19 protein-coding genes are annotated in these 20,466 nt (G+C 37.8%); 10 read left to right on the top strand and 9 right to left on the bottom strand.

Annotated elements, in window-relative coordinates; all coding sequences use genetic code 11:
* Nucleotides 1-10: 10 nt before the first annotated feature.
* Nucleotides 11-805, bottom strand: coding sequence for a DUF2797 domain-containing protein (locus V7D82_RS02330; RefSeq protein WP_333599364.1), 795 nt, complete (start codon nt 803-805; stop codon nt 11-13).
* A gap of 75 nt (nt 806-880) precedes the next feature.
* On the opposite strand from V7D82_RS02330, the gene V7D82_RS02325 reads away from it, so the two are divergent.
* Nucleotides 881-2,407, top strand: a complete 1,527-nt coding sequence (locus V7D82_RS02325) for a GH3 auxin-responsive promoter family protein (protein ID WP_333599363.1) — start codon at nt 881-883, stop codon at nt 2,405-2,407.
* Between the two features lie 74 nt (nt 2,408-2,481).
* Nucleotides 2,482-4,695: a TonB-dependent receptor domain-containing protein gene (locus tag V7D82_RS02320; RefSeq protein ID WP_333599362.1), complete on the top strand. Its 2,214-nt coding sequence runs from the start codon at nt 2,482-2,484 to the stop codon at nt 4,693-4,695.
* A 325-nt stretch (nt 4,696-5,020) separates the two neighbouring features.
* Here V7D82_RS02320 and clpX read toward each other — a convergent pair whose 3' ends face one another.
* From clpX to V7D82_RS02290, 6 genes are all read right to left on the bottom strand, one after another.
* Nucleotides 5,021-6,250 (bottom strand): ATP-dependent Clp protease ATP-binding subunit ClpX, encoded by a 1,230-nt coding sequence (gene clpX / locus V7D82_RS02315; RefSeq protein WP_333599361.1) that lies wholly within the window; start codon nt 6,248-6,250, stop codon nt 5,021-5,023.
* Between the two features lie 75 nt (nt 6,251-6,325).
* Nucleotides 6,326-6,982 carry an ATP-dependent Clp endopeptidase proteolytic subunit ClpP gene (clpP, locus tag V7D82_RS02310; protein WP_333599360.1) on the bottom strand — a complete coding sequence of 219 codons (657 nt, stop codon included), beginning with the start codon at nt 6,980-6,982 and terminating at the stop codon, nt 6,326-6,328.
* Nucleotides 6,983-7,130: 148 nt separating this feature from the next.
* Nucleotides 7,131-8,459: a trigger factor gene (gene tig / locus V7D82_RS02305; protein WP_333599359.1), complete on the bottom strand. Its 1,329-nt coding sequence runs from the start codon at nt 8,457-8,459 to the stop codon at nt 7,131-7,133.
* An 89-nt stretch (nt 8,460-8,548) separates the two neighbouring features.
* Nucleotides 8,549-8,893, bottom strand: a complete 345-nt coding sequence (locus V7D82_RS02300; protein WP_333599358.1) for a phage holin family protein — start codon at nt 8,891-8,893, stop codon at nt 8,549-8,551.
* Nucleotides 8,894-8,901: 8 nt separating this feature from the next.
* Entirely contained in the window at nt 8,902-9,663 is a 762-nt protein-coding gene (locus tag V7D82_RS02295) for an alpha/beta fold hydrolase (RefSeq protein WP_333599357.1), read from the bottom strand.
* Entirely contained in the window at nt 9,664-10,377 is a 714-nt protein-coding gene (locus tag V7D82_RS02290; protein WP_333599356.1) for a pyridoxine 5'-phosphate synthase, read from the bottom strand.
* Nucleotides 10,378-10,492: 115 nt separating this feature from the next.
* Here V7D82_RS02290 and V7D82_RS02285 point away from each other — a divergent pair, with 115 nt between their 5' ends.
* The 8 genes from V7D82_RS02285 to murI all read left to right on the top strand — a co-directional run bounded on the left by V7D82_RS02285 (nt 10,493) and on the right by murI (nt 18,735).
* Complete coding sequence (locus tag V7D82_RS02285; RefSeq protein ID WP_333599355.1) at nt 10,493-11,152, top strand: CBS domain-containing protein; 660 nt, start codon at nt 10,493-10,495, stop codon at nt 11,150-11,152.
* A gap of 3 nt (nt 11,153-11,155) precedes the next feature.
* The gene (locus tag V7D82_RS02280) at nt 11,156-12,037 is read left to right on the top strand and encodes an NAD kinase (protein ID WP_333599354.1); all 882 of its coding nucleotides are present in this window, start codon (nt 11,156-11,158) and stop codon (nt 12,035-12,037) included.
* 166 nt (nt 12,038-12,203) lie between these two features.
* Nucleotides 12,204-12,890, top strand: coding sequence for a type IX secretion system protein PorG (porG, locus tag V7D82_RS02275; RefSeq protein ID WP_333599353.1), 687 nt, complete (start codon nt 12,204-12,206; stop codon nt 12,888-12,890).
* 3 nt (nt 12,891-12,893) lie between these two features.
* Nucleotides 12,894-13,634: an isoprenyl transferase gene (locus V7D82_RS02270; RefSeq protein ID WP_333599352.1), complete on the top strand. Its 741-nt coding sequence runs from the start codon at nt 12,894-12,896 to the stop codon at nt 13,632-13,634.
* Nucleotides 13,567-16,314, top strand: a complete 2,748-nt coding sequence (gene bamA, locus V7D82_RS02265; protein ID WP_333599351.1) for an outer membrane protein assembly factor BamA — start codon at nt 13,567-13,569, stop codon at nt 16,312-16,314. The genes V7D82_RS02270 and bamA overlap by 68 nt, the downstream gene beginning before the upstream one ends.
* A gap of 35 nt (nt 16,315-16,349) precedes the next feature.
* Nucleotides 16,350-17,351 carry an OmpH family outer membrane protein gene (locus tag V7D82_RS02260; RefSeq protein WP_333599350.1) on the top strand — a complete coding sequence of 334 codons (1,002 nt, stop codon included), beginning with the start codon at nt 16,350-16,352 and terminating at the stop codon, nt 17,349-17,351.
* Nucleotides 17,352-17,388: 37 nt separating this feature from the next.
* Complete coding sequence (locus V7D82_RS02255) at nt 17,389-17,889, top strand: OmpH family outer membrane protein (protein WP_333599349.1); 501 nt, start codon at nt 17,389-17,391, stop codon at nt 17,887-17,889.
* Nucleotides 17,890-17,955: 66 nt separating this feature from the next.
* Nucleotides 17,956-18,735, top strand: a complete 780-nt coding sequence (murI, locus tag V7D82_RS02250) for a glutamate racemase (protein ID WP_333599348.1) — start codon at nt 17,956-17,958, stop codon at nt 18,733-18,735.
* Between the two features lie 97 nt (nt 18,736-18,832).
* Here murI and V7D82_RS02245 read toward each other — a convergent pair whose 3' ends face one another.
* Both V7D82_RS02245 and V7D82_RS02240 read right to left on the bottom strand, forming a co-directional pair.
* Nucleotides 18,833-19,348 carry a gamma carbonic anhydrase family protein gene (locus tag V7D82_RS02245; protein WP_333599347.1) on the bottom strand — a complete coding sequence of 172 codons (516 nt, stop codon included), beginning with the start codon at nt 19,346-19,348 and terminating at the stop codon, nt 18,833-18,835.
* 43 nt (nt 19,349-19,391) lie between these two features.
* Nucleotides 19,392-20,393 (bottom strand): PorP/SprF family type IX secretion system membrane protein, encoded by a 1,002-nt coding sequence (locus tag V7D82_RS02240; RefSeq protein WP_333599346.1) that lies wholly within the window; start codon nt 20,391-20,393, stop codon nt 19,392-19,394.
* Between the last annotated feature and the right edge of the window lie 73 nt (nt 20,394-20,466).

Here is a 20,466-nt window from a genome sequence, read left to right as displayed (position 1 = left end):
GGGTTTTTATTTAAACAGAAATCTTAACTACATACCCTTCAAAAGTACGGACGTTAAAAACCGTACCGTCTTCGAACATCAGGTATTGGCCTTTGACGCCTGTGAGTTTTCCGGAGAAATTGGGCGATTTATCCAGATTCAAGCTGTTTACTTTGCTCGGAAATTGCAACACCGGATAATGCAACTCGTATAAATCTTCCTTTTCGGGATAATAAAACTCTTGGACTTCCTTTGGAATTAGATATTTTAAACTTGCTTTTTCTTTGATTAAATCCACATGTGGCACTTCATTTTTGAGCATTTTTTGCCAATTGGTTTTATCGGCATAATGATTTTTCAAAGCCACCTCTGTAATTCCAGCCAAGTACCGATTGGGAACTTCCACAATAGGAATCGCTTGCACAGCACCTTGATCTATCCACCGGGTGGGCACTTGTGTTTGTCGGGTAACACCAACTTTCACTTCGCTTGACAATGCCAAGTAAACAATGTGAGGCTGCAACTGTACCTTTTTCTCGTATTCTAAATCGCGGTCTTCAATATCAAGATGGGCGGTGCTTAGTTCCGGTTTCATAATCCAGTCTCCGGCTGCGGCGCTACTCATAAAACAATCATAGCAAAAGCCCTGACGGAAAATCTTTTTCTTTTTGCCACAATTCAAGCATTGGTATCCTTGGAAAGTGATTTCCATAGATTTATCAAGCAACTGATTCAAACTCAAAAAACTATTTTCAAAAACCAAATAATACTGAATCGGATTCGAAAATTCGGTTTGCATTTTGGTTAATACGCCTTCGTAAGTCATACGCTGTTTTTAAGATTTTTTCCTATATTTGGTAAAGTTATATAACGTATTCCCAAAATCAAAATTCTTTAGTAAATGCCTTTTCCAATAATCAATTCCATCGCTTCCTGGGTTTTGAAACAACGCATCCATCAGATTGAGTTGTTTCTGAAATATCCTCATGAAGTGCAAGAAGAATTGATGATGAACTTAATTCGGTCAGCCGAAGGGACAGTTATTGGGCAGAAATACGATTTTGAAAGCATCAAATCCTATCAAACGTTCTCGGAACGCATTCCCGTATCTACTTATGAAGATTTGGAACCGATGATAGAATTGACGCGAAAAGGCGCCCAAAATGTTTTTTGGAACACACCCATCAAATGGTTTGCCAAATCCAGCGGAACTACGAATGCCAAAAGTAAGTTCATTCCCGTGAGCAACGAAGCGTTGGAAGATTGTCATTACAAAGGCAGCAAAGATTTGTTGTGCATGTATTTGAACAACAATGAAAACTCCGAAATGTTTTTGGGCAAAAGCTTACGCCTTGGCGGAAGTTCGCAGATTTATGAAAACAACAACACTTACTTTGGCGATTTATCGGCCATCCTAATTGAAAACATGCCGATTTGGGCAGAATTCAGCAGTACGCCCAGCAATAAAATATCATTGATGAGCGAATGGGAAACCAAACTCACCGCCATCATCAACGAAACCAAAACCGAAAATGTAACCAGTTTTGCCGGCGTTCCTTCCTGGATGCTGGTGTTACTTAATCGCATCATGTCGGAAACCGGAAAGGATAATTTGTTTGATTTATGGCCCAATCTGGAAGTGTACTTTCATGGAGGCGTGAGTTTTGAGCCGTATCGCGAACAATACCAAAAGATTTTGCCGCGAAATAATTTCAAATACTACGAAATCTACAATGCTTCGGAAGGTTTTTTTGCCATTCAGGATTTGAATTATTCCAATGACTTGTTGCTGATGTTGGATTACGGTATTTTCTATGAGTTCATTCCAATGGATACTTTTGGCACCGAGAACCAAAAAATCATTCGCCTGGGCGATGTTGAATTGTTTAAAAATTATGCCGTTGTCATTACCACCAATGCAGGACTTTGGCGCTATTTAATCGGCGACACCATTCGTTTTACTTCTTTGGATCCATACAGAATAAGAGTTTCCGGAAGAACGAAGCATTACATCAATGTCTTTGGCGAAGAGTTGATGGTGGAAAATACCGATATGGCTTTGGCCAAAACCTGCTCCGCTTTAAACTGTGAAGTAAAGGATTATACTGTAGCTCCCGTCTTCATGAAAGACAAAGAAAAAGGCGCTCACGAATGGATGATTGAATTCAAAAAACAACCGGAAAACATCCAGGTTTTCCAAAAAACCCTGGACGAAAACCTGCAAGCTGTAAACTCTGATTACGAAGCCAAACGCTACAACAACATGACACTAAATCAACTGAAAGTGAACGTAGCCCGGGAAAATTTATTTTACGATTGGCTCAAAGAAAACGATAAGCTTGGCGGTCAGCACAAAATCCCAAGGCTCTCCAACCAAAGGGATTATTTGGAACAACTGAAAAACATGCAGGTTGGCGTGAAAAAATAATTTTTTCTTTCCTTGTTGTAACATTTGATTGAATCCACAGTCTTATGGATAATCATCAATCAAATCAATCACTAATGAAATCACTAAGCATCACTTTGTGCTTGCTTGTCACGAGTTTTATATTCGCACAAGAAGCCCCTCAAAGCCAAGAAAACCCAAAAACAGATGGTACTCCATCACAAGAAAAGACCAACGAACTTTCAGAAGTAACGGTTTATGGCAACAAAAAACAATACCTCAAAGTAGAATCAGACAAAACTACGATTAGTGTTCGCGACAACGCTATGCTCAACAGCGGCAGTAGTTTGGAGGCGGTAAAGAAAATTCCGGGAGTTATCACATCGCCATCGGGAAGCATTACGCTCAACAGTAAAGGCGTAACCATTTATATTGATGGTGCGCCAAGTTCTTTGAGTGGTACCGATTTGCAAAATTATTTATTAACGTTGCCCGCCAATGCCATTGAAAAAGTGGAATTAATCTACAACCCCGGCGCTTCTTTTGATGCCAATGCCAGTGGCTCGATAATCAATATCATCACCAGTACCAAAAGAAAAAAAGGAGTCAACGCCAGTTTCAATATCAATTATAATTTTAATAAATACCAAAAGCCAAGTCCGCAGATTTTGCTGAATGGGAAAGTCAAAGATTTGAGTTGGCAAACGATGATTGGTTACAATTATATTGATGGCGAAAACAAAACCAAAAATGATCAGATCTTTACATCCTTTGATCCGGATGAGCATCTTATTCAAAAGAATTTATCGGTGACTACCAATCGGAATTTCTATTTCAGAACGGGAACGAATTATAAGTTGAATGAAAAATCGAATTTGCTCTTCAACTACAATCTGAACATGGGGAACGATCGATTTGCCAATGAATCGAGCACCACCGGAACCGGAATTGATTATACCAACACCAGTTTGGCCAAAAACAAAAACAACAATCACGAGTTGAGCTTGCAGTACAAAACCAAATTGGATACCATTGGCAGAACGCTTGACATTACTGCCTTTAGTAACTTTTTTGACAAAAAGCCAAATACCAAATCGTATGGTCAAAACAACGGCGATGCTACGTTTTATAATGGAAAAGTAGATTTCAAACTGGCAAATTACTATTTGAAATATGACTTCGCTATTCCTTTTAACAAAATTGATTTCTCTTTGAATACCGGTGGAAAATACAACTTTATAAAAGTGGATGACAAAGGAATTTACAACTTAAACACCACGACAAATTCGGTTACGGATTTTGATTACAAAGAATCTAATCTGGCGTTTTATGTAGAGGCGAGAAAGAAAATCAAGAAGTTCAATTTCACCGCTGGCATCCGTTTTGAAGATTATAAAGTAAACCGAACGGCTTTGGAAAACGGTGATGAGACCAAAATCAACTTCAAAAACAGCAACTTTTTTCCTAATTTAAGTGCGTTGTATGAAATCAATGGAAATGTAAATATCTCTGCTTCGTATTCGAAAAAAATCCAGCAAGCTGATTACAATGTCTTGGACCCGAATAATTTCGCCAACTTTGACCAATACAATTCCTCAAATGGAAATCCGTTCTTAGACCCTACTTTTTACGACAATTTTGAGTTGAAAATGACGGCATTCCAGTTTGTACAATTGGGTGGAAACTACACCATTGCCAAGGACATCAACAAATTTACCATTGAAGCCAATCCAGGGGAATTAGTAAGTAATCAAACGTTCCAGCAATTTGACAAGATCAAAACGCTGAGTTTCTTTGCTTCCTTCCCGATTCCGTTAGATTATTTCTTCAAAGGCAAAGAGGAGTTTCAAAAACGCATGAACAACATGGATAAGATGAATTATATTTTCATCAATGTGAATTATATCAAAGCCACCACGGAAGGATACACCTTCACTTTTGACAATAAACCTATCGTGAATTATTCGGCACAAGCACAGTTTATTTTGCCATGGGATATTAAGAACACTATGTCCTATTTTATTTTACCGAAAGGAACTTGGGAAATCTATCAAATCACCAAACCCATTCAGGAATTTGACATTTCGTTCAACAAAGATTTCCTGAATAAAAACCTAAAAATAGGCTTGCATTGTTTTGATGTTTTCAATACAAATGAAGTGAATGCTTTGGTGTCATCCACTAATTTGCAAACCAAATTCTACCAAAAACAAGATTCCAGAACGTTCCGAATTTCGTTGACCTATAACTTTGGCAACTTAGGTTTGAAAAAAGACAACACTGACATCAATATCGAGAAAACTAACTCGGGCGGAGGATTCCTAAAATAAAATGGTTATAATTAGTAACGAAAAACCCCTCAGTTGAGGGGTTTTTTTATGCTTAGTCAGCACTTCTTTTCCTTTCTAAGCGGAACTAAAAACCAAACTTTCAGGATCCCTTTTTTATTTTCTGCTGATTAGTTTTTAAATTCCCGTACGGGAATTGACAAAGTTCCGTACGGAAATGGATTAATTCCTGTACGGAAATGATATAACTTCCGTACGGAAATTAAAAAAATGATGCTGACGATTTGATTTTTTAATCGGGATGAAAATAAAAAAAGGAGCGTATCATTTCTGAAACACCCCTTTATTTAGTAACCAATCGCTTTAACTAAGAAGCAATTTCCAGTCGTTTTAATAAATTTTTGGTCAGCGCATCGTGCGTATAATCCAAATCAATGTGCAGTTCTTTTTCATCCGAACTTGGCAAATCATACATGGCATCGGTTAGAATCGCCTCGCAAAGCGAACGCAATCCACGGGCACCAAGCTTATATTCTAATGCCTTATCCACAATATAATCTAAAGCTTCGTCAGAGATGGAGAATTTCACATCGTCCATACCAAACAACTTTTCGTATTGTTTGATCAGTGCATTTTTGGGTTGCGTCAGAATGGCTCTCAAGGTTTCTTTATCCAATGGATCCATGTGAGTCAGCACCGGCAAACGCCCAATAATTTCCGGAATCAACCCAAAATCCTTGATGTCTTTCGGAATGACGTATTGCAGTAAATTATTCTTATCAATGCCTTCCGGATTTTTGGAAGTGGAATAGCCAATGGCCTGACGGTTCAATCGTTTGGAAATGATTCTTTCAATGCCGTCAAAAGCACCACCAGCGATAAACAAAATATCTTTGGTATTCACTTCCACGAATTTTTGGTCAGGGTGTTTTCTTCCTCCTTTTGGCGGAACGTTGACCATGGTACCTTCCAGCAATTTCAACAAAGCCTGTTGCACGCCTTCACCCGAAACATCACGAGTGATGGATGGATTGTCGCTTTTACGGGCAATCTTATCGATTTCGTCAATGAAGACGATACCTCTCTCGGCTTTTGCCACATCATAATCGGCCGCCTGCAAAAGACGTGTCAAAATACTTTCGACATCTTCACCCACATAACCGGCTTCTGTCAACACCGTTGCATCTACAATGGCTAACGGAACGTCTAACATTCTGGCAATCGTTTTGGCTACCAATGTTTTTCCGGTTCCGGTTTGACCCACCATGATGATGTTTGATTTTTCAATTTCTACATCTTCTTCGTGTTGGAGTTGCATCAATCGTTTGTAGTGATTGTATACGGCCACCGACATTACTTTTTTGGTTTGGTCCTGCCCAATAACGTATTGATCAAGGAATGCCCTGATTTCCTTTGGTTTTTTCAACACCAAATCAGCCGATTGTTTTACTGCATTTCCTTTCAACTCCTCCATTACAATGCCGTGTGCCTGCTCGATACAACGATCACACACATGCGCATTGATACCGGCTATCAATAAATTGGTTTCCGGTTTTTTTCTCCCACAAAAGGAACATTCTAAAACTTGTTTTGCCATCTTTTATAGTTAGCAGTCGCAGTCGTAGTCGCAGTTACTTTTCTGTAAACTGAGACTGTAAACTGTAAACTGAATTTATCTTCTTAACACTTCATCAATCATTCCGTACTCTTTGGCTTCATCGGCAATCATCCAATAATCGCGTTCTGAATCTTTGTATACTTTATCCATGGGTTGACCCGAATGGTGCGAAATGATTTGGTATAATTCCTCTTTTAGTTTCAACATTTCTTTCAAGTTGATTTCCATATCAGTCGCAACCCCTTGCGCTCCGCCTGAAGGCTGGTGAATCATCACTCTTGAATGTGGTAATGCGGAACGTTTTCCGGCTGCACCGGCACACAATAAAACCGCACCCATCGAAGCTGCCATTCCGGTACAAATCGTAGCTACATCGGGTTTGATGTATTGCATCGTATCGTAAATTCCTAAACCGGCATACACGCTACCGCCCGGAGAGTTGATGTAGATTTGGATGTCTTTGGAAGCGTCAACACTTTCCAAAAATAATAATTGTGCTTGAATGATGTTCGCCATATAATCGTCAACACCGGTTCCCATAAAGATGATTCTGTCCATCATTAAACGGGAAAACACGTCTAGTTGTGAAATATTCATTTGACGTTCTTCGATGATATAAGGCGTCATACTACCTACGATTTTATCATAATACAGGCTGTTTACGCCGTGTTTTTTGGTAGCAAATTTTTTAAATTCTTTTCCGTAGTCCATTTTATTAGTTATGAATTATGAGTTAAAAACTATTTCCTTTAGTTAGTCAAAGGTCGTGCCTAAAAATAAGGTATGACATTGTGACAAAAAAATAAAAAAGCGTCAAAATCTTTCCGACTCTGACGCTCAAATATACTAATTTTTCTAATTAAATCTCACCGTACATAGCTTTGATGAAATCGTCATAAGAAACTTCTTTTGACTTCGCTTTCACTTTGTCTTTAAACAGGTTTAGCATTTTTTCGTTCATTACTTGCTCTGACAAACGACGTACTTCGTCTTGGTTTGACATTACACGGGCTACGATTCCCTGAACATCCTCATCAGACGGATCCATTTGACCGAATTGTGCCATTTGTTTTTTGATTACTTCAGAAGTGTAAGCTTTCAAGTCTTCGAAAGTGATTTGCAACCCATTTTCTGTGATGATTTTTCCTTCGATTAATTGGTAACGCAAACCGTTTTCTGATTTACTGTATTCTGCTTCCGCTTCTTCCGCACTTAGTGGATTTTCACCAGCTGATTGAATCCATTTTTTAAGGAAACCTGCCGGCAAATCAAACTTAGTGTTAGCAATTAAAAACTCCGTCACATCGTTTAAGAATTTTTGATCCGCTTGTTGCGCGAATTGTTTTTCGGCATCTTCTTTGATTTTGGCTTTCAACTCATCCACCGAAGTGATTACTTTTGGCCCAAATAATTTATCGAATAATTCCTGATCTAAAACCGCTGGTTCGTGCGTGGTTACTTCATCAATAGTGAAAGTCACTTCTACATCTAAACCGTGAACATCATCGTGTCCTACTGCTAAGAAATCCATCAATTTGTGATCGTCATCGAATAATCCTTTAGTTTTTAAGGTAACTACATCGCCCACTTTTTTACCGATGAACGCTTTGGCTGTTTTTTTGTCTTTAAACACATCCAAAGAAAGTGTTGTTCTGTTGTTGATGCCTTTTTCTTCGTTGGCAAAAATTCCCGAAACGTCATTTCCTTCTTCAACGGTATCTTTGGCGATTAGTTTTCCGTATTGTTTTTGGATACGGGCTACCTGGTCGTTCAACATTTTATCGTCAGCAACGATTTTGTATTGTACCAAAGTATTTTTAGCCGCTAAATCAACTGAAAATTCAGGAGCCAAACCTAATTCAAATTCGAATTTATAATCTTCTACATCCCAGTTGAAATCTTCCGTTACTTTTGGAAGTGGATTACCAAGGATATCTAACTTTTCTTCTACTAAATAATTATTCAGATTGTCTTGCAACAATTTGTTTACTTCATCCAACAAAACGGCTTTACCGTATTGTTTGTGGATTAAACTCATCGGCACCGCTCCTTTTCTGAAACCCGGAATAGCAGCATTTTTTCTATAATCTGCTAAAACTTTCTCTACTTTTTCTGCGTAATCCGATTTTGATACTTCTACAGTAACCACTGCATTTAATGCGTCTACATTATTTCTTGTGATGTTCATTTCTTGTGTTTTTTACATACTAAAATTGGGTTGCAAAATTATAACATTTCTGCAACCCAAGCAATTTTATTTTATTGATTTCTAAAGTTTTATTTTGCTTCGCCAGTGATTTGGTAAACCAATGATTGCGAAAGCGATAAGATGATACTGAAGAGCATGGCTGTCCAAAACGAATTGACGCTGAATTCATCAATAAAATAGTCACAAAGCATAATGATTATAGCATTGATAACCAGCAAAAACAAACCAAGCGTAAAGAAAGTTACCGGCAAGGTGAACAAAACCAATATAGGTTTTACAAAAAAGTTGAGCAACCCTAAAACAATTGCCACAGTTAGTGCCGTGGTAAATTCTTTGACGTACACGCCTTTCATAAGATAGGCAATGGCCATAACCAAAAGCGCAGTAATAAATATTCGGATGAGTAATTTCATAATTTGTTTTATTTTAAAAATTGAATCGTTTCTACAAAGAAGACTTTTGGGTTTTCGGCATGCAACCAATGTCCGACATTGGGAATCGTTGCCAATTCAAAGTTAGGAAAATGCTTTTTGATTTCGGGCAAATCAGTATCCAGGATGTAGCGGGAGTTTCCGCCACGAATAAACATGGTTGGTTTGTCAAAATGATTTTCTGCTGGCAAAGCTTCCCCTATTGTCTCAATTTTAGCATTGAAAACCGGCAAATTAAAGCGAAAAGCCAATTGACCCGGCTCAACCCAGTATAGGTTTTTCATTAAAAACTGTCGAGTCCCAAAATCGGGAATAAACGGATACAGTATTTCTTCTACCGTTGCTCTGTCGGGTTTGGTTGAAAAATCTACTGCGTTTAATCCGGCTAGAATGTCGTCATGATGTGGCGCGTAGTATTTCGGACCAATATCGGCAACGATTAATTTTTCCACTAATTCCGGATAAGTGGTAGCAAAAAGCATCGCTACTTTTCCACCCATGGAATGACCTATAATCGAAATATCTTTCAAATCATAATGTTGGCAATACCCCAGCAAATCATTCGCCATGACCGTATAATTGAAATCCTCCGAATGAAAACTTTTGCCGTGATTGCGCAAATCTAGCATGTGTACCTGAAAACCTTCCGCAGCATATAGCGAACCGAATGATTTCCAGTTGTCACTCATACCGAGAAACCCGTGAATGATGATAAGTGGCTTGCCTTCGCCTTCAATTCTGGAATACACCATTTATTTTAATTTGTTTAAATACATATTCACTACATTATCCAAACCAAGATACAAAGCTTCCGAAATCAAGGCGTGACCAATAGAGACTTCCAACAAGCCCGGAATGTTGTCTTTGAAAAATTTGATATTATCCAAACTCAAATCATGTCCGGCATTGATTCCCAATCCCAATTCATTGGCTAAAACTGAAGCTTTGATATAAGGTTCGATTCCTGATGGATTGCCTAAACCATATTGATGGGCGAATTCTTCGGTGTACAATTCGATTCGGTCAGTTCCTGTTTTCTTGGCGCCTTCAATCATTTCCAAAACCGGATCCACAAAGATCGAAGTTCTGATTCCATTGCGTTTGAATTCGGCAATGACATCGGTTAAATAATCTTGAAACTTTATCGTGTCCCATCCGGCAGATGACGTAATCGCACCAATCGCATCGGGAACCAAAGTCACTTGTTCGGGTTTACATTCCAAAACCAAATCAATAAAATTGTGTTGTGGGTTGCCTTCGATATTGAATTCGGTATAAACAATCGGTTTTAAATCGCGGGCATCCTGGTAACGGATATGCCTTTCATCCGGTCTTGGATGGATGGTGATTCCTTGGGCTCCGAACTTTTGAATGTCTTTGGCTACTTGCAGTAAATCAGGCACATTACCACCACGCGCATTTCGCAAAGTCGCTATTTTATTGATGTTTACGCTTAATTTTGTCATGGGATTTTGGGTTTTCAATTCCTTTTTGAAAATTTGATTACAAAAATACAAAGTAAAACTAAGTCGGCATGTCCCAAAATTTGATTATTTTGCAGTCGCTAAAAGAAAAGAATACATGAGAGAACTTTCAGATTATATCAATAACGATTTTAAGCCTTTTTTGATAGGGGAATCCGTTGCTGAAATCCAGGATTTTTTTGCAGAGAGCACCTATTCCCATTTCCCTATTTTGGATAATGACATTTTTATGGGGTGTCTTTCGGCTGTTGATGCTGAAACCTTTGAAACGCAAAAAAGCATCGTTGATTATCGCTATGCTTTGGAAGGTTTTTTTGTTAGAAATACTATGATTTGGCTAGATGTTTTGGAAGTTTTTGCCCGAAACAATGCTAATGTGGTTCCTATACTGGACGAAACCAACAAATATGTTGGTTATTATGAGATTACGGATGTTATTAAGTTTTTAAACGAAACGCCTTTCCTTAAGGAAACCGGCGGCATTATAGTGGTTGAAAAACCAGTGGCGGATTATTCTATGAGCCAGATTACGCAGATTGTGGAAAGCAATAACGGTAAATTATTGGGTGTTTTTGTTTCGGAAGCTAATGCAGAAAAAGTACAAGTGACTATAAAAACCACATTGGGCGCGATGAATGAAATCATTCAAACGTTTCGTCGCTACAATTATGAAATCATTTCGGAACACAACGAAGACAATTATCTGAACAACCTGAAAGAGCGTTCGGAATATTTGGATAAATACCTAAATATGTAAGCCATGAAAGTTGCCATCTTCGGACAATATTACCAAAACGACACGCGACCAATCATTAAAGACATTTTTGTTTTTTTCAACAGAAACAATGTCGAGTTGGTCATTGAAGAGAAGTTTCTGAAGATATTACACGAAGAAAAAATTGTCGAAAAACAATACAATACCTTTTCCTCTCATGCCGATTTAGACAAAAGTTTTGATATCCTCATCAGCATTGGCGGTGACGGAACAATGCTTCGGGCCACGACTTTCGTACGCGATTCGGGCATCCCGATACTGGGTGTGAACGCCGGTAGATTGGGCTTTTTGGCCAAAGTGCAAAAAGAAAACATCGAATCGTTTCTACAAATTGTAATGGAAAAAAAATACACCATTTCCGAAAGAACCCTTTTGTCGATGACCTATTTCCCGAATGAAGCTACAACAGACCTCAATTTTGCCATGAACGAAGTTTCCATCAACAGAAAGGACACCACTTCGATGATTACTATTGAGACCTTTTTGAACGGCGAATATCTGAGTTCGTACTGGGCCGACGGGTTGATTATTTCCACACCAACCGGCTCAACGGGGTATTCCTTAAGTTGCGGCGGACCGATATTAACCCCCGACGTAAAAGCATTAGTCATTACTCCTATTGCACCGCATAACCTCACAGCCAGACCACTCGTAATTCCGGATGATACTGAAATTCGCCTTAAAGTTTCGGGAAGAGATGAGCAATACTTAGTTTCCTTAGATGCCAGAAAAACCTATATCAGCAACCATTCGGAATTGATCATTAAAAAAACGCCTTTCCAAATAAAGATGGTGGAAATTCCGGGAGAGACTTTTCTAAAAACCCTTCGCAACAAATTACTTTGGGGAGAAGACAAGAGAAATTAGAAAAAAATCTACCTCATTATATACTACAATTCTAAAAATTCCGTTTTAGAATATAATCCGTGTTGACTGCCGTAACTATCAGTGCTTTATTTTATTTAACAGAAATCCTGATTTCATGTTAGATAAGTACTGAGAATTATTATATTTGCACGCTATTTTCAATTTGATGAAAAAGATTTTAGTGTTATTTTTTTGTTTGATTTTCCATACCATATCGCATGCACAGATTCATGAAATTGGTGTATTCTTGGGAGGCAGTAATTTTATAGGCGATGTGGGCAAAACCACTTATATTTCGCCAAATGAATTAGCCTTTGGGATTTTGTACAAATGGAATAAAAGTCCAAGACATTCGTATAGGTTTTCCTATACACAATCGTCTATTTCGGGTAATGATTTAGATTCTGAAGTGCCCGGAAGGTATGACAGAGGCTATAAATTCAAAAATGACATTAAAGAGCTTTCCGCCGGATTAGAATTCGATTTTTTTGATTTTAATCTGCACGAATTATTAAAAAGAAAAATAACGCCTTATGTCTATTCTGGCCTGGCTTATTTGAGATACGACGAATTGTATGTTCAAAATGGCATAACCCGAAAAGACAAAACAACCAGCAGCTTGGCTATCCCGATGACTGTGGGTGTGAAAGGCAATATTTTTGAAAACATAATCCTTGGAATTGAAGTGGGCGCCCGATACACCTTCACCGATAATTTGGATGGAAGTTCGCCGAAGAATAAAAATTTAGAACCATTGAAATTTGGTAATTTAAATAGCAAAGACTGGTATGTTTTTACAGGATTTACGATAACGTATACTTTTGGAGACAAACCTTGTTATTGCGCCGATTAAAAAATGAGCTTAAAAAATACTATAAACAAAGACAATTTACCCAAACACCTAGCCATTATCATGGATGGTAACGGACGATGGGCAAAACAGAAAGGTTTATTACGAGCTTTTGGTCACGAAAACGGCACCAAATCCGTTAGAGTTACCGTTGAATCCTGTGCCAAATTAGGCATTGAGAACCTAACGCTCTATGCTTTTTCTACCGAAAACTGGAAACGCCCCAAATTAGAAGTAGACACTTTGATGCGTCTTCTGATTTCTTCCTTAAAAAATGAGTTGGAAACTTTACAGAAAAATGACATTCGATTAAACTGTATCGGCAACATAGATTTACTGCCTGCCAAAGCCAAAAAAGAGCTTTTGGCTGTAATAGAAAAAACAAAAAACAACGGCCGAATGACTCTGACTTTAGCTTTGAGCTATGGTTCCCGAGAGGAATTGTTAAATGCTGTTAAAATTATAAGCAATAAAGTTAAAAATAATATAATTTCGATAGACACACTTGATGAATCAATTATTAATCAGCATCTTTACACGCACAATTTACCCGATGTAGATTTAGTGATTAGAACCAGTGGTGAACACCGAATTAGTAATTTTCTGTTATGGCAAATCGCCTATGCAGAATTTTATTTTACGGAGGTTTTGTGGCCCGATTTTAAAGAAGAAGATTTATATGAAGCCATTATTAGCTATCAGAAAAGAGAACGAAGATTTGGAAAAACAAGTGAACAAATTAAATAAAATTTCAGTGCAGATTACACCTTTAAAAATAGTTCTAACGATACTATTATTCGGAACTATTTTTCAATTACAAGCCCAAGATAGAATTCCGTTTGACCAAGCTAAAAAATACATTTTGGCCGATGTTAAAGTAAATGGCAAAATCAGTTACAACCAACAAACAGTGGTAACTTTTGCCGGTTTAGAAAAGGGACAGGAAATTACCGTTCCCGGAGAAGAAATCAGCAATGCCATCAAAAAGCTGGGAAAACTGGGCCTTTTTAGCGACATCGATTTTTATGTAACCAAAACGGAAGGCGACAGCATCTGGATGGATCTTGACATCGTTGAACTTCCAAAACTGAGTGAAGTAAAATTTCAAGGCGTTAAAAAATCGAAAACAGAAGGTTTAATCAAAGACAACGGCTTAACCAAAGGAAAGATTGTCAACGAAAATTTGATTACCACTACCAAGAATTACATCGAAAACAAATACAAAAAAGACGGCTTCTACAGCACCAAAGTTTTCATAACCACTATTCCTGATACTACCGAAGGAAATCAGGTAAAAATGCTTGTTAACATTGATAAAGGTGATAAGTTGAAAATTTCGAAAATCACTTTCGAGGGCAATGAAAAATTCTCAGACGCCAAACTGAGAAAAGCCATGAAAAACACCAAGCAAATCAATCCGATTCGGATTTTTAAAGCTTCTAAATTCATCAAAGACAAATACAACGAGGATTTAACAACCATCATTGATAAGTATAAAGAAAAAGGATATAGAGATGCCCGAGTAGTAAAAGACTCCGTATTTTTAAATGCAAAAAAAACCAAACTGGCCATCAATGTAAAAGTCGAAGAAGGTGACAAATACCACTTTGGAAACATTAAATTCTTAGGAAACTCGGTCTATTCCGATCAATTATTGAGTCGAGTACTAGGCATCAAAAAAGGAGATGTTTATAATGGTGTTTTGTTGCAAAAAAGAATTGCCGATAAAACAAAACCGGATGCCGATGATATTACGAACTTATATCAAAACAATGGTTATTTGTTTTCCAATATTAATGCCGTAGAGGTTAAAACGGCCAACGACACCATCGATTTTGAAATCAGAGTTACCGAAGGGCCAATTGCTTATTTCAACAACATAACCGTAGTTGGAAATGACAAGACAAATGATCGTGTCATCTACCGAGAATTAAGAACACAACCTGGTCAAAAATACAGCAAAGAAGATTTAGTGAGAACCATTCGCGAGATTGGACAATTAGGTTTCTTTGACCCGGAAGCTATCGACCCAAAATTTAAAAATGTGGATCCAGCTGCCGGAACTGTAGATATTGAATACAATGTTGTGGAAAAAGGATCGAGCCAGATTGAACTTCAGGGAGGTTATGGCGGTGGCGGATTTATTGGAACGCTAGGATTGTCCTTTAATAATTTCTCAGCCAGAAATATGTTTAAAAAAGAAGCCTATAAGCCTTTACCAATGGGGGATGGACAAAAAGTAGCGTTGCGTTTACAAGCGAGTTCTTATTTCCAAACCTATAGTTTATCGTTCTCAGAACCATGGTTGGGCGGTAAAAAACCAATTCAGTTCTCCTCATCGATATCACACAGTAAACAATTTTTATATACCGGAAGCGCCAGTAGCGTTGATAAAAGCAAAAGCTTTAACATCACTTCGTTATCGGTTGGTATTGCCAAAAGGCTAACCATTCCAGATGACTATTTCGTGTTCTCAAGTTCCGTTTCTTTCCAGTATTATGATTTGCATAATTACAACACCGGATTATTTACTTTTGGAGACGGTGCCTCTCGAAACTTAGCCTATACTGTTGGTTTAAGTAGAAATAATAAAGGAGTGAATCCTATATTCCCTACCTCAGGTTCGGAGTTTAGTATTTCGGCTAAATTTACGCTGCCTTACTCTTTATTCAACGGAGTGGATTATGGCAATTTAGAGAATCAGGAATCCTATAAATTAAAATACGCTACCGATGCCGGTTATACTATCGCTGCCAATTCTATTGGAGAATTACCTGCTCCCGGCGATTATTTAAAAGAAACAACAACCGGTTCTAAAATTTACGAAAAAGCATACACCTATACTGAAGCAACAGCCGACAGAAGTAAAGTAGATCAGGAAAAATTCAAATGGCTGGAATATTACAAGATAAAATTCAAAGCTGATTGGTATACTAAATTAGCCGGTGGACAATCAAAAGCGTTGGTTTTAAGAACCCTTGCGGAATTCGGTTATTTAGGCGCCTACAACAGTGGAAGAGGTTTGGTTCCTTTCGAAAGATTCTACTTAGGTGGTGATGGTTTAGCCAACTTCTCCTTAGATGGTAGAGAGGTTATCCAGTTAAGAGGATATCCTAACCAATCCTTGTCTTCAACCGATGGAGGAACCGTTTACAATAAATTTTCTATGGAGCTAAGATATCCTTTGACATTAAAAGCGGCAGCATCTATCTATGCTTTGACTTTTGTAGAAGCGGGCGCCTCATATGATACGTTCAAAGAATACAACCCGTTTGTATTGCAACGTTCTGCCGGATTTGGTATCCGTATATTTATGCCGGCCTTTGGATTATTAGGAATAGACTTTGCACACGGATTTGATGCAGTTCCCGGTTTAACCGAAAAGAATGGTTGGGAAACACATTTTATAATTGGTCAACAATTTTAATTATATTTGGTACCATATTTCTAAATCATAATCGTATGAAAAAATATTTTGCAATAACAATTCTTCTTTTATCTATTGGATTTAAAGCCAATGCGCAATCCAGAGGCATAAAGATTGGTTACATTGACATGGAATATATTCTACAAAATGTACCCGATTATACTGAAGCAAAAAGTCAATTGGAGCAAAAAGCCCAAAAATGGAAGCAAGATATCGAAGCGAAGAAAGTGGAAATTGCCAAATTAAAAGATGCGTTAAAAACAGAAAGAGCATTGCTTACCAAAGAATTAGTAGATGAGCGTGAAGAAGAAATAAAATTTCAGGAAGATGAATTGTTGGATTTCCAACAAAAGAAATTCGGCCCAAACGGCGATTTAATTACCCAAAAGGCCGTATTGGTAAAACCAATACAAGACCAAGTATTCAATGCGGTACAAGACATAGCCGAAGCCAAAAAGTTTGATTATGTTTTTGATAAATCTTCCGATTTAACTATGCTATTCGCGGCCAAAAGATTCGACATCAGCGACCAAGTAGTTAGAGTGATTACAAGAGCGGAAAAGAGAGAGCAAATGAGCGCCAAACAGGTAAAAGCTCAGGAAGCCAAAGAAGCCTTAGAAGATGCCGTAGATGATAATCCGGCTCTTGCTGAAAGAAAAAAAATATTAGAAGACAAGAAAAAAGCCCGTGAACAGCTGGTTGCCGATAAAAAAGCAGCTGCCGAAGCTAAGAAAGCCGATCAAGAAGCAAAAAGAAAAGCATTGCTTGATGCCAAAGAAGCGAAAAAAACTGGCACGGTTCCTGCTAACGATAAAACTACAGGAGACAAAACAACTACTGACGAAAAAGCAACAGCAAGAAAAGCGACTGATTCCACAGCTGCAGCAGACAAAGAAGACAAAGCCGCTGCAAGAGCCAAAATGCTTGAAGACAGAAAAAAAGCTTTAGAAGAAAAAAAGAAAAAAATACTGGAAGACAGGGAGGCTGCTAAAAAGGCCAAAGAAGAAAAAAAGGCGACACTGCCAAAAACAGAATAATAACGATAATAAATAATTAATTAATACTTTTAAAACAATGAAACGATTGAAATCATTACTAATAGCTACTGTATTGTTTTTAGGAACATGTCACACAATCAATGCTCAAGCTAAAACTGCACACGTAGATGTAAATGAGTTAATTTCTAAAATGCCAGCGATGTTGGATGCTCAAAAACAATTAGAAAAATTGAGCGCTACTTATGATGCAGAATACAAAACAATGGCTGAAGAATATCAGAACAAAATTAAAAAATACGACCAAGAAGCTTCTACTGTTACGGATGCTGTAAACCAAACCCGTCAAACGGAAGTGCAGGATTTAGTAAAACGCATCACGGATTACAGAGACAATGCACAAAAAGAATTGCAAAAGAAAGAAGCGGATATGGTAAAACCATTAATGGACAAAATTAAAGCTTCTATTGCCAAAGTAGGTAAAGCTAAAGGATACCAATACGTATTAAACGTAGCTGATTTACTTTTAGCAGACGGACCGGATTTAACGGCTGATGTGAAAAAAGATTTAGGATTTTAATCCATACTAAAAATACAATTCAAAACTGCTCATTTACTTGAGCAGTTTTTTTTTACTTTTGTTTCTATGATAGCTACAAATCCCATAGGCCTTTTTGATTCCGGAATTGGAGGTACCTCCATTTGGAAAGAGATACACGAATTACTCCCCAATGAGGACACCATTTATCTCGCCGACACCAAAAATGCACCCTACGGACAAAAATCAAAAGAAGAAATCATTCACCTCAGTAACAAGAACACCGAGTTTCTTCTCAATCAAAATGCTAAAATTATTGTAGTAGCCTGCAATACGGCAACAACCAATGCTATCAAAGAATTGCGCGCCAACTATGACGTTCCTTTTATTGGTATTGAACCGGCCATCAAACCGGCTGCCGTGAATTCGCAAAAACATGTTATTGGGATTTTGGCAACACAGGGAACTTTAAACAGCGAACTGTTTCACCAAACTGCGGAAAAATTTCAGGATACAAAAATCATCGAACAAATCGGTCATGGTCTCGTTCCTCTGATTGAAAACGGCGCCATCAATTCGCCCGAAATGAATCAACTGCTACATCTTTACTTAGAGCCTATGATAGCCGCTAATATCGATTATTTGGTGCTGGGTTGCAGTCACTATCCGTATCTAGTGCCCCAAATAAAAAAAATCCTGCCCAAAGACATTAAAATCATCGACTCCGGGGAAGCCGTTGCCCGACAAACTAAAAATGTTTTATTGGAAAAAGGAGGTTTAAATACCGAAAAGCATTCCGTAAAATCACTCTTCTACAGCAATGCAGACCCAAAAGTCTTAAGTGATATCTTGAGCAACAAATACAACATTATGGTAAAAGATTTTTAGGAGCCAAACGCTTGGGAATTGTTTATCTCATTTGCCCGCTGTTCGCGCTACACGGTAGCCACTTCCATCGGGGCTAGACTCCATCTGAAGGCTTTCCTTATTCGTCTTTAAACCAAGAAGAATACATCACGTAATTATTCGAAATACGCTCAATTTCCCCGGCAAAATCTGACTGGTCAATATCTTTCACCTTCTTAGCCGGAACACCGGCATAAATCGTCCCCGATTCCACAACCGTATTCTGAGTAACCACCGCTCCGGCAGCCACAATCGAATTGCTTTCGATAACACAATTATCCATCACTATCGCTCCCATGCCAATCAACACATTGTCATGAACTTTACAGCCATGCACTATCGCATTATGACCAATGGAAACATTATTCCCAATTTCCGTCGGATGCTTTTGATAAGTACAATGAATAATGGCTCCGTCTTGAATATTAACCTTATTCCCCATTTTGATATAATGCACATCACCGCGAATGACCGCATTAAACCAAACACTACAGTGGGAACCAAGTACCACATCGCCTACAATAGTCGCGTTTTCAGCAACAAAACAATCTTCTGGAATTTGGGGAGTTTTTCCGTTAACAGCTTTTAGTATCATATAAAAAAATTGTCCCGATAAATCGGGACAGTTATTTGAATTATTAATTAATCGCAGGACAATTACAGTGGTATTTTTCCGGTTTGCAGAATAAATTAATCCCTAGTGTTATCTGATGGAATCCACCGGCATCAAATTTTACATTGCCTAACAAATGAGAATAAGTATAGGAAACCATATAATTTTTAAAATTCACCCCAAGGATTGGTGTTACATATTGCAGTTTTTGATCGGCAATAGAGTTCCCATCTACATATTGAGCACCATCAAGACTTCTTCTATAAGAGATTCCTCCCCATAACTTTCCAAAATCTAATGATTTGTAGGCTTTAATGTTTAAATCAATAGTCTTTTCCTGGGTTTGAGTCACTAACTGAAACATAAATGATGGTTCCCAAAGAATGGTTTCATCATCACCAAAAGTATAACCTGCGTTTAAAATAAATCGTTTCAAGTTTACTGGCTCCTTATCAGTATATAATTTTCTATCACTAGCCAATGCATTTTTTACAGTAGCATGCACATAAAAGTCCAAAAAATTATACGATGCTCCTATATCAACATTAAAATAAGACGCCTTTTGTATAACCGTCCCGTATATACTTGGGTCATACCCTGGATTATTATCATAAAAAGAAGTTTCATCCAAATTACTTTGTACAAAACCAGCACTCATCCCGAACGACAACTGATTCAAATCCACATCATCTCTGGAAAACATAATATGGTGAGCATACGTCAATTTCATTCCTGTTTGAGAATGGTAACCATTTTTATCATTAAATACAATAATACCACCACCTGATCTCTCTCCTAATGAGCCATTAAAACTCACCGTTTGCAAGGCTGGTGCATCTGCTTGACCAAACCATTGTTGCCTGGCGGTTAGTCTTAATTTTGCACAATTAGCTGCTCCCGCCATCGAAGGGTGTAATAAATAATAGTTATCCGATAAATAATCTGAATAAACGGGTAATCCTTCTTGGGAGTTTGAAAATTGTGCTGCAAATAGTAATGCTAATAAATAAAACTTTCTAAAATTCATTGTATCTATCTTTTTAATGAGAAATGGGCTTTAAATTGTTTGCTTGTGGCTTGTTCTAAATAATCTACCGTAA

Source organism: Flavobacterium sp. (assembly GCF_036741995.1).
Taxonomy (GTDB): Bacteria; Bacteroidota; Bacteroidia; order Flavobacteriales; family Flavobacteriaceae; genus Flavobacterium.
Note: the sequence above shows the minus strand (reverse complement) of the source record. Positions and strands in the feature narration are given on the sequence as shown.

Bases quoted from the DNA above. Each gene is read 5' to 3' on its own strand.
- V7D82_RS02290 (WP_333599356.1), bottom strand. From the start codon at position 10,377: ATGACAAAATTAAGCGTAAACATCAATAAAATAGCGACTTTGCGAAAT.
- V7D82_RS02245 (WP_333599347.1), bottom strand. From the start codon at position 19,348: ATGATACTAAAAGCTGTTAACGGAAAAACTCCCCAAATTCCAGAAGAT.
- V7D82_RS02255 (WP_333599349.1), top strand. From the start codon at position 17,389: ATGAAACGATTGAAATCATTACTAATAGCTACTGTATTGTTTTTAGGA.
- V7D82_RS02320 (WP_333599362.1), top strand. From the start codon at position 2,482: ATGAAATCACTAAGCATCACTTTGTGCTTGCTTGTCACGAGTTTTATA.
- clpX (WP_333599361.1), bottom strand. From the start codon at position 6,250: ATGGCAAAACAAGTTTTAGAATGTTCCTTTTGTGGGAGAAAAAAACCG.
- V7D82_RS02285 (WP_333599355.1), top strand. From the start codon at position 10,493: ATGAGAGAACTTTCAGATTATATCAATAACGATTTTAAGCCTTTTTTG.
- porG (WP_333599353.1), top strand. From the start codon at position 12,204: ATGAAAAAGATTTTAGTGTTATTTTTTTGTTTGATTTTCCATACCATA.
- V7D82_RS02325 (WP_333599363.1), top strand. From the start codon at position 881: ATGCCTTTTCCAATAATCAATTCCATCGCTTCCTGGGTTTTGAAACAA.
- tig (WP_333599359.1), bottom strand. From the start codon at position 8,459: ATGAACATCACAAGAAATAATGTAGACGCATTAAATGCAGTGGTTACT.
- clpP (WP_333599360.1), bottom strand. From the start codon at position 6,982: ATGGACTACGGAAAAGAATTTAAAAAATTTGCTACCAAAAAACACGGC.
- V7D82_RS02260 (WP_333599350.1), top strand. From the start codon at position 16,350: ATGAAAAAATATTTTGCAATAACAATTCTTCTTTTATCTATTGGATTT.
- V7D82_RS02270 (WP_333599352.1), top strand. From the start codon at position 12,894: ATGAGCTTAAAAAATACTATAAACAAAGACAATTTACCCAAACACCTA.
- V7D82_RS02300 (WP_333599358.1), bottom strand. From the start codon at position 8,893: ATGAAATTACTCATCCGAATATTTATTACTGCGCTTTTGGTTATGGCC.
- V7D82_RS02240 (WP_333599346.1), bottom strand. From the start codon at position 20,393: ATGAATTTTAGAAAGTTTTATTTATTAGCATTACTATTTGCAGCACAA.
- V7D82_RS02295 (WP_333599357.1), bottom strand. From the start codon at position 9,663: ATGGTGTATTCCAGAATTGAAGGCGAAGGCAAGCCACTTATCATCATT.
- V7D82_RS02280 (WP_333599354.1), top strand. From the start codon at position 11,156: ATGAAAGTTGCCATCTTCGGACAATATTACCAAAACGACACGCGACCA.
- V7D82_RS02330 (WP_333599364.1), bottom strand. From the start codon at position 805: ATGACTTACGAAGGCGTATTAACCAAAATGCAAACCGAATTTTCGAAT.
- bamA (WP_333599351.1), top strand. From the start codon at position 13,567: ATGAAGCCATTATTAGCTATCAGAAAAGAGAACGAAGATTTGGAAAAA.
- murI (WP_333599348.1), top strand. From the start codon at position 17,956: ATGATAGCTACAAATCCCATAGGCCTTTTTGATTCCGGAATTGGAGGT.